Source organism: Streptomyces sp. NPDC088246 (assembly GCF_044741025.1).
GTDB lineage: Bacteria > Actinomycetota > Actinomycetes > Streptomycetales > Streptomycetaceae > Streptomyces.
This window is the reverse complement of sequence record NZ_JBIURV010000070.1, coordinates 17,345-30,617: the sequence shown is the minus strand read 5'-3', so window position 1 is coordinate 30,617 and position 13,273 is coordinate 17,345. Positions and strand designations below refer to the sequence as shown.

At 69.2% G+C, this 13,273-nt stretch carries 11 protein-coding genes; 6 read left to right on the top strand and 5 right to left on the bottom strand.

Annotation, left to right across the window (positions count from 1 at the left end; genetic code table 11):
• Nucleotides 1-150: 150 nt before the first annotated feature.
• From ACIPEK_RS41935 to ACIPEK_RS41915, 5 genes are read right to left on the bottom strand one after another with little or no spacing between them, the layout of a single operon-like run.
• The gene (locus ACIPEK_RS41935; protein WP_402007556.1) at nucleotides 151-1,461 is read right to left on the bottom strand and encodes a DUF58 domain-containing protein; all 1,311 of its coding nucleotides are present in this window, start codon (nucleotides 1,459-1,461) and stop codon (nucleotides 151-153) included.
• Nucleotides 1,462-1,471: 10 nt separating this feature from the next.
• Nucleotides 1,472-2,473 (bottom strand): AAA family ATPase, encoded by a 1,002-nt coding sequence (locus ACIPEK_RS41930; RefSeq protein WP_402007554.1) that lies wholly within the window; start codon nucleotides 2,471-2,473, stop codon nucleotides 1,472-1,474.
• A complete protein-coding gene (locus ACIPEK_RS41925; RefSeq protein ID WP_383079796.1) occupies nucleotides 2,470-3,687 on the bottom strand; it encodes a DUF4350 domain-containing protein in 1,218 nt (405 codons plus the stop codon). The genes ACIPEK_RS41930 and ACIPEK_RS41925 overlap by 4 nt, the downstream gene beginning before the upstream one ends.
• Nucleotides 3,684-4,373 (bottom strand): DUF4129 domain-containing protein, encoded by a 690-nt coding sequence (locus tag ACIPEK_RS41920; RefSeq protein ID WP_402007552.1) that lies wholly within the window; start codon nucleotides 4,371-4,373, stop codon nucleotides 3,684-3,686. The genes ACIPEK_RS41925 and ACIPEK_RS41920 overlap by 4 nt, the downstream gene beginning before the upstream one ends.
• 4 nt (nucleotides 4,374-4,377) lie before the next feature.
• Complete coding sequence (locus ACIPEK_RS41915; RefSeq protein ID WP_402007550.1) at nucleotides 4,378-5,607, bottom strand: glycerophosphoryl diester phosphodiesterase membrane domain-containing protein; 1,230 nt, start codon at nucleotides 5,605-5,607, stop codon at nucleotides 4,378-4,380.
• A 140-nt stretch (nucleotides 5,608-5,747) separates the two neighbouring features.
• On the opposite strand from ACIPEK_RS41915, the gene mtnA reads away from it, so the two are divergent.
• The 6 genes from mtnA (at nucleotide 5,748) to hpf (ending at nucleotide 13,272) form a co-directional block, all read left to right on the top strand.
• A complete protein-coding gene (mtnA, locus tag ACIPEK_RS41910) occupies nucleotides 5,748-6,887 on the top strand; it encodes an S-methyl-5-thioribose-1-phosphate isomerase (RefSeq protein WP_402007548.1) in 1,140 nt (379 codons plus the stop codon).
• Nucleotides 6,888-6,891: 4 nt separating this feature from the next.
• On the top strand, nucleotides 6,892-7,581 hold the full coding sequence (gene mtrA, locus ACIPEK_RS41905; protein WP_187438793.1) for a two-component system response regulator MtrA: 690 nt from the start codon (nucleotides 6,892-6,894) through the stop codon (nucleotides 7,579-7,581).
• Between the two features lies 1 nt (nucleotide 7,582).
• Nucleotides 7,583-9,607 carry an MtrAB system histidine kinase MtrB gene (mtrB, locus tag ACIPEK_RS41900; RefSeq protein ID WP_402007545.1) on the top strand — a complete coding sequence of 675 codons (2,025 nt, stop codon included), beginning with the start codon at nucleotides 7,583-7,585 and terminating at the stop codon, nucleotides 9,605-9,607.
• The gene (locus ACIPEK_RS41895) at nucleotides 9,597-11,462 is read left to right on the top strand and encodes an LpqB family beta-propeller domain-containing protein (protein WP_402007544.1); all 1,866 of its coding nucleotides are present in this window, start codon (nucleotides 9,597-9,599) and stop codon (nucleotides 11,460-11,462) included. Before mtrB ends, ACIPEK_RS41895 begins: the two co-directional genes overlap by 11 nt.
• 69 nt (nucleotides 11,463-11,531) lie before the next feature.
• The gene (locus tag ACIPEK_RS41890; protein ID WP_402007542.1) at nucleotides 11,532-12,260 is read left to right on the top strand and encodes a ComF family protein; all 729 of its coding nucleotides are present in this window, start codon (nucleotides 11,532-11,534) and stop codon (nucleotides 12,258-12,260) included.
• Nucleotides 12,261-12,582: 322 nt separating this feature from the next.
• Complete coding sequence (hpf, locus tag ACIPEK_RS41885; protein ID WP_402007540.1) at nucleotides 12,583-13,272, top strand: ribosome hibernation-promoting factor, HPF/YfiA family; 690 nt, start codon at nucleotides 12,583-12,585, stop codon at nucleotides 13,270-13,272.
• Nucleotide 13,273: the final 1 nt, after the last annotated feature.

Below are 13,273 nucleotides of genomic sequence, written 5' to 3'. Positions count from 1 at the left end.
CTGCAGGGGGGACCCTGTGGGAGAGTAGGACGCCGCCGAACTCCTTTTACGGGAAAGCCCCGTGCCCTTGTGGCACGGGGCTTTTCTGCGTTCACGGTCCGTCGGGAGGGCCCTTTCCCGATGAGTGAATTCTTTGACGCGAGCGGTCGGTCAGAGGCGACCCGCTCCCTTGAGAGCCAGGTAGGCGTCGGCGAGAGCCGGGGCGAGGTTGTCCGGGGTGGCATCGACAACCACCGCGCCGTGGCGCTGGAGCTGCTCTGAGGTGCGGAGTCGCCGTGCTTGGGCCTGTGCGCCGGCTGCGGCCTCGTAGATCGCGTCCACGGTGCCCCTGGCTTCTGCCATCTGTTCGATGTGCGGGTCGGCCACTGAAGCCACCAGCACCGTGTGGCGCTGGGTCAGTCGGCGGAGGACAGGGAGCAGGCTCTCTTCTACGGGCGCCGCGTCCAGACCGGTGAGGAGCACGATCAGGGAGCGACGAGGAGCGTTGGCAAGAACGGCAGCGCTGAGTCCCCGGGCATCCGTTTCCACGAGTGCGGGTTCGACCGGCGCCAGGGCATTCACCATGGCCGGCAGGACTTCTCCCGCGGACCTGCCCTGGACCTGGGCGCGGATGCGGCGGTCGTAGGCGAGCAGATCCACGCGGTCGCCCGCACGAGTGGCAAGCGTTGTGAGGAGCAGGGCCGCGTCCAGAGCGGCGTCGAGACGGGGCACGTCACCGACACGACCCGCCGAAGTACGGCCGGTGTCCAGGACGACGAGGATGTGACGGTCCCGCTCGGGGCGCCACGTTCGCACTGCGACGGCGGACTGACGTGCTGTAGCGCGCCAGTCGATGGAGCGCGTGTCGTCACCGGGCACGTAGGCACGCAGGCTGTCGAACTCCGTGCCCCCTCCACGAGTGAGGACGCTGGTGCGGCCGTCCAGCTCGCGGAGCCTGGCGAGGCGGGATGGCAGATGCTTGCGGCTGGTGAAGGGTGGCAGGACACGTACCGTCCACGGGACTTCGTGATTTCCCTGGCGGGCCGCAAGCCCTAGAGGTCCGAACGAGCGCACGGTGACGCGTTCGACTCGGCGGTCACCTCGCCGTGTCGGACGCAGGAGGGTGGTCAACCGGCGGCGTTCCCCCGCCGGGATCGTCAGCGTGTGACGGGACGAGGCCTGCTCCGTGCCGGTGGGCCAGCTGCTGGGCGGCCAGGCGTCGCGGAGGTGTGCCCGCAGGCGGCGACGGGAAGGATTGGTTACGGTGAGTTGCACTTCGGCGGCCTCGCCGAGTCGAACGGTTGTGTCACCGGATCGGGTGAACTGAAGCGTTCGCACTGGCGCGGCCAGGGCATAGTCGCACAGAATCGCTAGGGAGAGCGGTGCGTTGACCGCGAGCATGCCTGTCCAACTGGGGGCCAGGGCGGCTACGGGGAGTGACCCCAGGGCGGCCAGCAAGGCGGTACGTCCGGTGAGGGCCACGGTTACCGCCTCATCGGGGTACGGGTACGTGGGCGAGGACTGCGGTGATGACGGAGTCGGGGGTGACTCCCTCCATCTCCGCCTCGGGCCGCAGTTGGATGCGATGGCGAAGCGTGGGGAGTGCCAGGGCCTTCACGTCATCCGGAATGACGTAGTCACGGCCGGTGAGCCAGGCCCAGGCACGGGCGGTCGACAGCAGCGCGGTGGCGCCTCGGGGAGAGACACCGAGGGAGAGCGAGGGGGATTCACGCGTGGCACGACAGATATCGACGACATAGCCAGCGATCTCGGGGGAGACCTTGGTCTGGGCGACTGCGTTGCGGGCGGCTTCCAGATCGGCCGGGCCGGCGACGGGGTGGATGCCCGCTGACTGGAGGTCGCGCGGATTGAAGCCGTCGGAATGACGGGTGAGGACGTTGATCTCCTCGTCGCGGGACGGCAATGGCACCGTCAGTTTAAGGAGAAACCGGTCCAGTTGGGCCTCGGGGAGCGGGTAGGTGCCCTCGTATTCGACCGGATTCTGGGTGGCGGCTACGAGGAAGGGTTCGGGCAGCAGCCGAGGGGTTCCGTCGACGGTGACCTGGCGCTCTTCCATCGCTTCCAGGAGGGAGGACTGCGTCTTGGGAGGGGTGCGGTTGATCTCGTCGGCGAGAAGCAGGTTGGTGAAGACAGGCCCGGGCTGGAAGGAGAACTGTGCCGTGCGGGCGTCGTAGACCAGTGAGCCGGTGACGTCGCTCGGCATCAGGTCGGGGGTGAACTGGACACGCTTGGTGTCGAGTTCGAGTGAGGCCGCGAGAGCCCGGACCAAGAGGGTCTTGGCCACGCCGGGGACGCCTTCGAGGAGGACATGGCCTCGGCAGAGCAGAGCTACGACAAGCCCGGTGACTGCCGGGTCCTGGCCGACCACGGCCTTGGCGATCTCGGAGCGCAGCGCTTCCAGGGATGCGCGGGCTGTGTCGCCGTGCCCGACGGTCTCGGTAGTCCCGGCGGGCTCTGAGGGCGGGACGCTCATGACGTGCGTACCTCTCTTTCGAGGGTGTCGAGTTGGTCTGCCAGCTGTACAAGAGCGGCGTCGTCGGACGGGGCGGGCCCGAAGAGCACGGCTTGGAGGTCGCTGCCGGTGGTGCTGAGACGGGCGGAAACTGCAGGGACGAGTGTTGCGGGGGAGTGGGCATCGCGTGGGGAGACGCCGATGAGTGGGGCGATACGGGTGCGGGCGGCGGCGCGCAGTGAGTCGGCGGCCCGGTCACGGGCGTTCGCCCTGCGGTAGAGGCGGGCTCGGCCCTCGGTGGATTCGGAGGCGCGGATGGCTACGGGCAGCCGCTCGGCCACCAGCGGGCCCAGACGACGGGCGCGCCAGACCGCGGCGAGTACGGCGGCCAGTGCGAGTTGCAGGGTGCCCCACAGCCAGCCCCGGGGGATCAGGTCGACGAAGCTGCGGTCGTCGTGGGCGCCATTGCCGCCGTCCCCGCCGTTCTCGGTGGCAGCAGAGGTATCAGTGAGCGAGGGGAGGTACCAGACCAGATGCGGGCGGGAACCGAGGAGTTGCAGGGCCAGGGAGGCATTGCCCTGGTTTCCGAGCCGGTCGTTGTAGAGAAGGTCGGGAGAACCGAGAAGAACGGTGTCACCCGCGCCCTGTTCGACCAGGAGCAGGGTGGGGAGGCCGTCGCTCGGGAAGCAGGCGATGGTGTTGGCGAGGCCGTTCGAGGCGTAGTGGAAGCCTCCCGTTTCGATGTCGCCGGCGTTGCGGGCGGCGGCCAGGGAGCACTGAGGGGCGCGGGTGGCTACCGGGCCGGCGGACTCCGCGCGGACACCGGGGACCAGCGTGCCCGCGGACGGAGGGCCCGCCGCGAGAAGAACGGTGCGGCCGGCCGAGTGGGCGGTCGTAGCACGGAGTTTGCTCTGCTGGTGCGCTGTCAGCAGATTGGGGGAGGTGACGAGCAGCGTGGTTTCAGGGCCGGCCTGGGCCGTGGCTTCGTCGAGCGTGGTGACCACGTGAACGGAGACGCCACGCGCCTTGAGGAGTTCGGCGACGGCCCGGCTGCCGTAGCGGTCGGCGGAACGGGGGTCGAGGCGGCCGTGCTGGTCTCCGGAGCGCATGGCCGCCAGAGTGATTCCGGCAGCGACGAGTACGAGGAGGGCGAGCAGCAGACCGCGGGTGCGGATCCAGATCTGGTGCGGGGCGAGGGATGCCGAGGTGGTGGGGGCGGCGGTGACCTCGGTCATTCGGCTGCTCCCTGGGCCGCGGCTGTCAGGAGAGGCTTGGCGGTGTCAAGATCGAGGTCCAGAGCTCGTACGTCCAGATACGCCTGCTGGTCCGTGGTTCGGCCGCCGTATGTGACATCGTCGAATTCTCTGGCGGCGGCGTGGAGTCGCGTGGCGTGTGCGGGCAGTGGACGGCCCGCTTCGGCGGCGGCCTCGTCGGCGGTGCGCCCGGGGCGGGGGGCGAGCAGGGCGCGCTCCTCCAGGGAGCGGACGATGGCGCGCATGCGCTCCTGGACCGCCTCGTTCCAGCGGTGGGCGGCTGCGTGGGCCTCGGCGGCCGTCCGGTGTTCGGCCGCGCTGCGGGGGCTGTCGTCGAAGAGGGCGTCTGCGGAACGCACGGTGCGGTGCGGGGTGCCCAGCCTCCACCAGAGTGCGGCGACCAGGCCGATGACGACCAGTACGAGCACGACAAGACCGAGCGGGCCGCCCGGTGCGGCGTCGGAGGCTGTGTTCAGGAGATCGCCGATCCAGCCCCAGAGTCGGTCGAGGCCGCGCTGGAGGAGGTTGGGATCGTTCTCGTGGTATATCGGTTTGGACAGCTCGTGCTTCGCGGCCTCGCGGGCGGGGACACGTGGAGTGTCCACAGGTATGTCACTGCTCGCGTGGATGAGTAGCCGTGCTGCTGTTGTGCCCCCCGCCCCCGACACGGCATCAGCTCCTGGTGTCGTATCCGGGCAGGCCCGCTGCCCGGGCGAGCTCGAGGTCGAGTGCCTCGCGGCGGATGCGCTGATCGATGTAGAGCAGGGCCATCACACCAGCGGAGAGCGGGTAGGTGATCGTTGCGGTGATCACCTGACCGATGCCGGAGACGATCAGGAACGGCCAGCCGAAGTCCATGGAGGCGTCCGTGAGGAAGGAGTCGATGCCGTCGCCGTCCACGGCCATCGCGATGACGCTGAACGGGATGGCGATGATCACGCTCACGATGAGGGTCAGCAGCCAGGTGAGCGCCAGGATGCCGAAGGTCCGCCACCATGCGCCCCTGACCAGCTTCGCGGAGCGGCGCATGGAGGTCGTGATCGATTGTCGCTCCAACATCAGCGCCGGCGAGGCGAGACAGAAGCGGACCATCAGCCAGATGACGACGACGAAGGCGACCATAAGTCCGATGACGACGAGCCCGGCGCCTGCGGCGGAGCCGACCAGCATGCCCGGCAGCATGCCCACCGCCATGATGGCGGCGCTGATCAAGGCCAGCAGCAATGGCAGACCCAGCAGCTGAGCAAGCCGGGGTCGGGCCTCGGCCCATGTGTCGGAGAGCGTCACCGGGCGGCCCAGCACCGAGCGGCTGATCACCGCGGCCAGCACGGATGTCGTGATCAGCGTGGTGATCATGGTGATGAGCAGCGGCGGCACACTGTTGACCAGCGCCGACTGAGCCGCGTCGGCGGATTGCCGGAGTGCCTCCGAACCGGTGGCGTTCGGGTCGATCGCTGCGGGTTCCGGCAGCAGGTAGCGTTGCACGAGGATGATCGCGATCTGGGCGATCACGGACACGGTCAGCGTGATTCCGAGGACCGTGCGCCAGTGGGCGCGCATCGTGGAGACCGCGCCGTCGAGGATCTCGCCGACGCCGAGTGGCCGGAGCGGGATGACACCGGGTTTGGCCGCGACGGGCGGCTGCCTCCAGCCGGAGCCGTGCGGCCCACCGCCCCAGCCAGGGCCCTGAGGTCCGCCGCCCCAGCCAGGGGCGGGGGGTGGTGCGCCGGGACCTGTGCCGGGAGTGCTCGGTGGGGACCACTGCCCTGTGGGCGGCTGCGTGGGAGACCAGTTCCCTGCCAGGCCACTGCCGGCGACGGGCTCGGAAGGCCGGGGTACGCCCGCCCCCTGACCCTCGGAGGGGGCAGATCCGGGCGAGGCCCAGCCCGGAGTGTCGTTCATTCTCGCTCCTTCACGGTCCTGTCCGCTCATCGGCGCGGCAGGTTGGCAGCCATCGTGCCACGCGTTGCTCCGTTACGGGCCTGGCCCTGTATCTCCTTCGTACCTTCATTTGTGGGTGGCTCACCGGGCAGACTGGGCGGATGGCTGATCAGGATGCGCAATCGTCGGTGGGCAGCGGGCCTCCCGCGCTCCCCGTACTTCGCTGGGACGAGCTTCCGGAAGGCCCCGTACTGGTGCTCCTCGACCAGACTCGGCTGCCTGCCGAGGAGGCCGAGCTGGTGTGCACCGATGTGCCCGCGCTGGTGCAGGCGATCCGGACGCTGGCGGTGCGCGGGGCGCCGTTGCTGGGCATCACAGGGGCCTACGGCGTGGCTCTGGCAGCGGTGCGGGGAGACGACGTGGCGGAGGCCGCAGAATTGCTGGAGCGGGCGCGGCCCACCGCGGTGAATCTCGGTTACGGGGTGCGGCGGGCTGCCGGGGCGTACCGGGCGGCCATGGAGGAGGATCCGGAGCGGGCTGCGGCGGTTGCGCTCGCCGAGGCCAGGGCACTGCACCGGGAGGATGCCGAGGCCAGCGGGCGTATGGCGCGGTACGGGCTCGCACTTCTGGACGAACTGCTGCCCGGTGGTGGGCATCGACTGCTGACCCACTGCAATACGGGGGCGCTCGTCTCGGGTGGTGAGGGCACTGCCTTCGCGGTGGCGCTCGGGGCACATCGGAAGGGGCGGCTGCGTCGGCTGTGGGTGGACGAGACGCGTCCGCTGCTGCAGGGTGCCCGGCTGACCGCGTACGAGGCGGCGCGCAATGGCATGCCGTACAGCTTGCTCGTGGACAGCGCCGCAGGTTCGCTGTTCGCTGCGGGGGAGGTGGATGCCGTGCTCATAGGGGCGGACCACATCGCCGCGGACGGATCGGTGGCGAACAAGGTGGGAAGCTATCCGCTGGCTGTGCTCGCGAAATACCACCGCGTACCGTTCATCGTGGTGGCGCCGACCACGACCGTGGATCTGGACACCGCGGACGGGACATCGATCACCGTGGAGCAGCGACCGGACAATGAAGTGACGGAGCTCACATTCCCGCAGATCGGGGCGGCAGGCGGGGGCATCGGCGGATTGCTCGTGGCACCGGCGGGAACCCCGGCGTACAACCCCGCGTTCGACATCACACCGCCGGAGCTGGTCACGGCGATCGTCACGGAGGAGGGCGCAGTTTCCCCGGTCACGGGGGTCGGACTGGCAGAGCTGTGTGCCAGGTCATCGCAGGTAACGATTAGCTAATGGGATGATGTCGATTATGAAGGGACGCGTCCTTGTCGTCGACGACGACACCGCACTGGCCGAGATGCTCGGGATTGTGCTGCGTGGTGAAGGGTTCGAACCGTCGTTCGTAGCGGACGGCGACAAGGCACTTGCTGCATTTCGTGAGGCCAAGCCGGACCTGGTCCTGCTGGATCTGATGCTGCCCGGTAGGGACGGCATCGAGGTCTGCAGGTTGATCAGGGCCGAGTCGGGTGTGCCGATCGTCATGCTCACTGCCAAGAGCGACACGGTTGACGTGGTGGTGGGCCTGGAGTCCGGGGCCGACGACTACATCGTCAAGCCGTTCAAACCTAAGGAGTTGGTTGCCCGGATCAGGGCACGTCTGCGGAGGTCCGAGGAACCGGCGCCGGAGCAGCTGGCCATCGGGGATCTGGTCATCGATGTGGCCGGTCATTCGGTGAAGCGGGAGGGACAATCGATCGCCCTCACCCCGCTGGAGTTCGACCTGCTGGTCGCACTCGCCCGTAAGCCGTGGCAGGTCTTCACCCGTGAGGTACTGCTGGAGCAGGTCTGGGGGTACCGCCACGCTGCCGACACCCGGCTGGTGAATGTGCATGTCCAGCGCCTGCGCTCCAAGGTCGAGAAGGACCCGGAGCGGCCCGAGATCGTGGTGACCGTCCGAGGTGTCGGTTACAAGGCCGGACCGAGCTGATATGCCCCTGAGTAGCGCTGCTCCGCAGCCCGGGGAGCCGGGAGCCAGTGCGGAGAGGGCTGCTGCTCCAGGACACAAGGCGTCCCGGGTCCGACGTCTTCTGCAGGGTGGCCGGTTGTTCCACGACCGGGCGCCCGGCGGTCCTGTGCCGCGACTGCTGATGCGCTGGGTGCGGCGTCCGCTGCTGCCCGCCGTGCGGCTTTGGCGGCGCAACCTCCAGTTGCGGGTCGTCGCGGGCACGCTGCTCATGTCGCTCGGTGTGGTGCTGCTCCTCGGGCTGGTCGTGATCGGCCAGGTGCGCAACGGCCTGCTCGACGCGAAGGGCAAGGCTGCCCAGACCCAGGCCGCCGGCGGTTTCGCGGCGGCCCAGGAGAAGGCGAACGCCCCGCTCACCCCCGGTGGGCAGGGCGGCGACGCTGCGGACGGCACCTCGGCCAACAACTCCTGGCGGACCGAGCTCGTCGATCAGCTCGCCAGTGGCGGCAAGAACGCCTTCAACGTGGTGGCACTCAGCGCCGACGAGGGCACGCGTGCGCCGCGCGGCTCGGGCAGTGTGGAGGCGGCGAGCATCCCACAGAGCCTGCGGGACTCCGTGAACAAGGGTCCGGGAGCGTTCCAGACGTACTCCCTGATCCAGTACGCGAACGGACAGGAGCCGCAGCCCGGACTCGTGGTGGGCAAGCGGCTCTACGACATCGACCACAATCCGTACCAGCTCTACTACCTCTTCCCGCTGACGCAGGAGGAGAAGTCATTGACACTGGTCAAGGGCACGCTGGCGACTGCGGGACTGTTCGTGGTCGTGCTGCTCGGGGCCATCGCCTGGTTCGTGGTGCGGCAGGTCGTCACGCCCGTACGGATGGCGGCGGGCATCGCCGAGCGGCTCTCCGCCGGCAGGCTCCAGGAGCGGATGAAGGTCACCGGCGAGGACGATATCGCCCGGCTCGGTGAGGCGTTCAACAAGATGGCGCAGAACCTGCAGCTGAAGATCCAGCAGCTGGAGGAGCTGTCCCGGATGCAGCGGCGCTTCGTCTCCGACGTCTCCCACGAGCTGCGGACACCGCTGACGACCGTACGGATGGCCGCCGATGTCATCCACGAGGCCCGCAGCGACTTCGATCCCGTGACGGCGCGTTCCGCAGAGCTGCTCGGGGATCAGCTCGACCGGTTCGAGTCGCTGCTCTCCGATCTGCTGGAGATCAGCCGGTTCGACGCGGGCGCCGCCGCGCTGGAGGCCGAGCCGATAGATCTGCGACAGGTCGTACGACGGGTGATCGGCGGGGCCGAGCCGCTGGCCGAGCGCAAGGGCACCCGTATCCGGGTGGTCGGCGATGAGCAGCCGGTGATCGCGGAGGCCGATGCGCGGCGGGTCGAACGCGTCCTGCGCAACCTTGTGGTCAACGCCGTCGAGCACGGCGAGGGCAGGGACGTCGTGGTGCGGATGGCGGTGGCCGGAGGTGCGGTCGCCGTGGCCGTCCGGGACTACGGCGTGGGACTCAAGCCCGGCGAGGCGACACGGGTGTTCAACCGTTTCTGGCGGGCCGATCCGGCTCGCGCACGGACGACCGGCGGCACCGGACTCGGACTGTCCATCGCCGTGGAGGACGCCCGGCTGCACGGCGGCTGGCTACAGGCATGGGGCGAGCCGGGCGGCGGTTCGCAGTTCCGGCTGACTCTGCCGCGCACGGCGGACGAACCGCTGCGCGGATCGCCGATACCGCTGGAGCCCGAGGACTCCCGGCGAAACCGGGAGAACCAGGAGCGAGCCGCGGCCGCTTCCATGACCGGGAGTGAACACCGGCTGACGGCAGTGCCGGCCCAGCCCGGTGGCAATGACCGGTCCGCGCTGCCCGTATCCTCGCGTACCCCCGTGGCACCCCGGACGACGCCGATCTCCGTGCATCCGGCGGCCCTGCCGGGGAGCGGTGCAAGGGTGGTCGCGCGCGCCGCCGAGGACCGGCCGGGTGGCGATTTCGACTCTGCAGTGCAGGACCCGGAGCGGGGGGACACGAATCGTGGGCACTGACCGTCGTAGGGACGGCCATGGACGTGTGCTGGGGCTGTTCGCGCTGCTCGGAAGCTGTGTCGTGCTGCTGTCCGCGTGCGGCTCGATGCCCGTCACCGGGGATGTCAAAGCTGTCGACGCCTCACAGCCCGGCGACTCCCAGGTGCAGGTGTATGCCGTGGCGCCGCGTGACAACGCCACCCCCAACGAGGTCGTCGACGGCTTCCTGGAGTCCATGACGAGTGATGACTCGGACTTCAGGACGACCCGCAAGTACCTGACGAGGAAGGCAGCCAGTTCCTGGAAGCCGAGCGCGTTCACGACGGTGCTCACCAAGGCGCCGAACCGGAGCGACCGCCCGTTCCGCGACAGCGACCCCGGCATCACGGAGATCACCTACACCCTGACCGGTGAGAAGGTGGCAACGGTCGACGCCCAGAGCGCCTATCAGCCACTCGCGCCCACGGACTACAACCAGTCCCTGCATCTGGTGAAGGAGAACGGGCCGGAGGGCAAGGAGTGGCGCATCGACCTCGTGCCGGACGGCCTTCTGCTCGGGCAGTCGGACTTCAAGCGTCTCTACCGCTCTGTGGACAAGTACTACTTCGCCGCGGGGCGGACGTCGGAGCAGTCGACCCTGGTCGCCGACCCCGTCTATCTCCGCAGCCGGACGGACCCTGTCACGGGGATGGACACCGTGACGCAGGCGGTCCGCAGCCTCCTGGCAGGGCCGACCAGTTGGCTGCGGCCGGTGGTCGACTCCCGTTTCCCCGCAGGTACGGCGCTGAAGAAGGGTGTCACCTCGCTGGCGCCCGACGACCGCAACGTACTGAAGGTCCCGCTCAACAAGAAGGCGGACGGCGTCGGACAGCGCTCCTGCCGCATGATGGCCTCGCAGGTCCTCTACACCTTGCGGGACCTGACGTCCGCACGGGTCGAGCAGGTCGAGCTGCAGCGCTCCGACGGCTCCCCGCTGTGCGTCCTCGGGACGGATCAGGCGGAGGAGTTCGCACCTGACGGTTCGTCGAGTGGGCCGGACAGTCAGTACTTCGTCGATGCCAAGGGGCGTGTGGAGCGAATTCCTGGCAGCACCAAGGGCAGTGGCACCCCGGAGGTGGTGTCCGGTCCGCTCGGCGACGGACCGGTGCGGATGGGGGCGGTCGGTGTGGCCAGGGACGAGCAGCGGGCGGCGGCGGTCTCGCGCGACAGGACGGCCCTCTACGTGTCGTCCATTGTCTCGGACGGCGAGCTTCCTGCGGCCGCGGTGACCAGCAAGGCCCAGAACCCGAACAACCGTCTGTCGGTGCCGAGCTGGGACGGTCGGGGCGATCTCTGGGTGGCCGACCGGGATCCCGGCAACCGCAGACTGCTGCGGCTGACCGGCGGTGCCGGCAAGCCGCAGGAGGTCACCGTGCCAAGCCTGGACGGCGGGCGGATCGAGGCGCTGCGGATGTCCGCGGACGGCGTGCGGATCGCCCTCCTGGTGAGCCAGGACGGCCACAACACGCTGAAGATCGGCCGGATCGAGCGGCGCGGGCCGGAGAAGGAGCAGAGGGTCTCGGTGGTGGAGCTGCGACAGGCCGCACCGCAGTTGACGGATGTGACCGCGATGTCGTGGTCGGGCCGGAGCCGTCTCGTGGTGGTCGGCAAGGAGCAGGGCGGCGTGCAGCAGGTGCGCTATGTGCAGGCGGACGGCTCGACGGCCGCATCGGGTGTTCTGCCCGGTGTGAATCAGGTGTCGTCGGTCGCGGCGGCGGACGACGAGCAGTTGCCGCTGATGGCGGCCACGTCGAGCGACGGGATAGTGAAGCTGTCGCCGGGTGACAACTGGCAGACGGTGGTCAAGGGAGGCTCGTCGCTGGTCTACCCGGGCTGAGACCCCGCGGTCGCTTCCGCGTTTTCCACAGGGGTGGCCCGGCCCCTTCGGGGAGGGCACAGTGGAGTCATGCGGGGATGGTGGCGGGAGATCTCCGGACTGGTTCTGCCGGTGTCCTGTGGTGGCTGTGGCAGGACGCGCACCGAGCTGTGCGAGCAATGCCGTGCGGAGCTGTACGGCGAGGTGCCGCGCCGGGTCAGGCCCGTGCCGGAGCCCGCGGGCCTTCCAGTGGTGCATGCGGCCGCCGCGTACGAAAACGCGGTACGTGCGGTGCTCCTGGCCCATAAGGAGCGGGGTGCACTGGGGCTGGCCGGGGCACTCGGCAAGGCACTGGCGGGGGCCGTACGGGCCGGGACGGGGCAGGTGGGCGTCAGCGGCCCGGTTCTGCTCGTGCCCGTGCCGTCGACGCGGCGGGCCGTGGCGGCACGGGGGCATGATCCGATGCGCCGGATCGCGCTGGCCGCCGCGGGTGAACTGCGGCGCGGAGGTACCCGTGCCCGGGTGGTCGCGGTGCTTCGGCAGCGGCGCCCGGTGGCCGATCAGGCGGGGCTGGGAGCCCGGCAGAGGCAGGCGAATCTTGCGGGGGCGCTGGAAGTCGTGGCCGGGGGCGAACGGCTGCTTGCGGCCGGACGGGTGGTGCTGGTGGACGACCTTTTGACGACCGGCGCCTCGTTGGCCGAGGCAGCCCGGGCGATCAGGACAGCGGACGGGCACACGGGTGCGCCGTCCGGCAGCGGGCAGGCGGCGGTTGTCGCAGTGTCTCCGCCAGCCTTTGAAACAAACCGGAACTGCCAGTGAACTTGCATCGTTGCAGGTGGTGAGTGGGTAAAAAGACCTGAACGGAGGTACGTGCGAGTAGCGGGTGCCGACATCAGGCCAGGCAGGCTATGTTCGGTTGTGAGGAATGGTGAATGCCAGACCTCGATGAATGCAACACCAGGTTTCGGGCAGGAAACTCACCGGTAGTCCAGATGTGGAAAATTCGGTGGGGTGGAGACCCTGCCGATGGGGGAGGAGGAGGTGGAAGTCACCGAGTCCGCGGCTCCGGCTACCACCGGGGCCTGGTGCAAAAGGGAGACGCTCCGCCATTGAGCGGAGTGATCCGGGAACGGAGTTCTGCGTGGACATCGTCGTCAAGGGCCGCAAGACCGAGGTGCCCGAGCGGTTCCGCAAGCACGTGGCCGAAAAGCTGAAGCTGGACAAGATCCAGAAGTTCGACGGCAAGGTGATCAGCCTCGACGTCGAGGTGTCCAAGGAGCCGAACCCCCGTCAGGCCGACCGTTCCGACCGGGTGGAGATCACGCTCCGCTCGCGTGGGCCGGTCATCCGGGCGGAAGCGGCCGCAGGCGACCCGTACGCAGCGCTGGACCTGGCCACCGGCAAGCTGGAGGCGCGGCTGCGCAAGCAGCACGACAAGCGCTACAGCCGTCGTGGCAACGGCCGGATTCCCGCTGCCGAAGTCGCCGAGACCGTGCCGGGCGCGGCGTCGTTCAACGGCGAGGGCGATCTGGTCGGCAACGAGGCGGATCAGTCCGTACCCACCACCAGGTTCGGCTCGCTGTTGGTGCAGGGCGAGGGTCCGCTGGTGATGCGGGAGAAGACGCACGTTGCCGCACCGATGTCGCTCGATCAGGCGCTCTACGAGATGGAGCTGGTCGGGCACGACTTCTATCTGTTCGTCGACTCCGAGACGAAGGAACCCAGTGTCGTCTACCGACGGCATGCCTATGACTACGGTGTCATTCACCTGAGGACCGATCCGCTGGCCGCCGATGAGGCGGGCGGCGCGGGCGGTGCGCTCGGCGGCTGAC

Excerpts from the sequence above, each read along its gene's own strand:
- ACIPEK_RS41930 (WP_402007554.1), bottom strand. The coding sequence starts at position 2,473 with ATGAGCGTCCCGCCCTCAGAGCCCGCCGGGACTACCGAGACCGTCGGG.
- ACIPEK_RS41925 (WP_383079796.1), bottom strand. The coding sequence starts at position 3,687 with ATGACCGAGGTCACCGCCGCCCCCACCACCTCGGCATCCCTCGCCCCG.
- ACIPEK_RS41915 (WP_402007550.1), bottom strand. The coding sequence starts at position 5,607 with ATGAACGACACTCCGGGCTGGGCCTCGCCCGGATCTGCCCCCTCCGAG.
- mtnA (WP_402007548.1), top strand. The coding sequence starts at position 5,748 with ATGGCTGATCAGGATGCGCAATCGTCGGTGGGCAGCGGGCCTCCCGCG.
- mtrA (WP_187438793.1), top strand. The coding sequence starts at position 6,892 with ATGATGTCGATTATGAAGGGACGCGTCCTTGTCGTCGACGACGACACC.
- mtrB (WP_402007545.1), top strand. The coding sequence starts at position 7,583 with ATGCCCCTGAGTAGCGCTGCTCCGCAGCCCGGGGAGCCGGGAGCCAGT.
- ACIPEK_RS41890 (WP_402007542.1), top strand. The coding sequence starts at position 11,532 with ATGCGGGGATGGTGGCGGGAGATCTCCGGACTGGTTCTGCCGGTGTCC.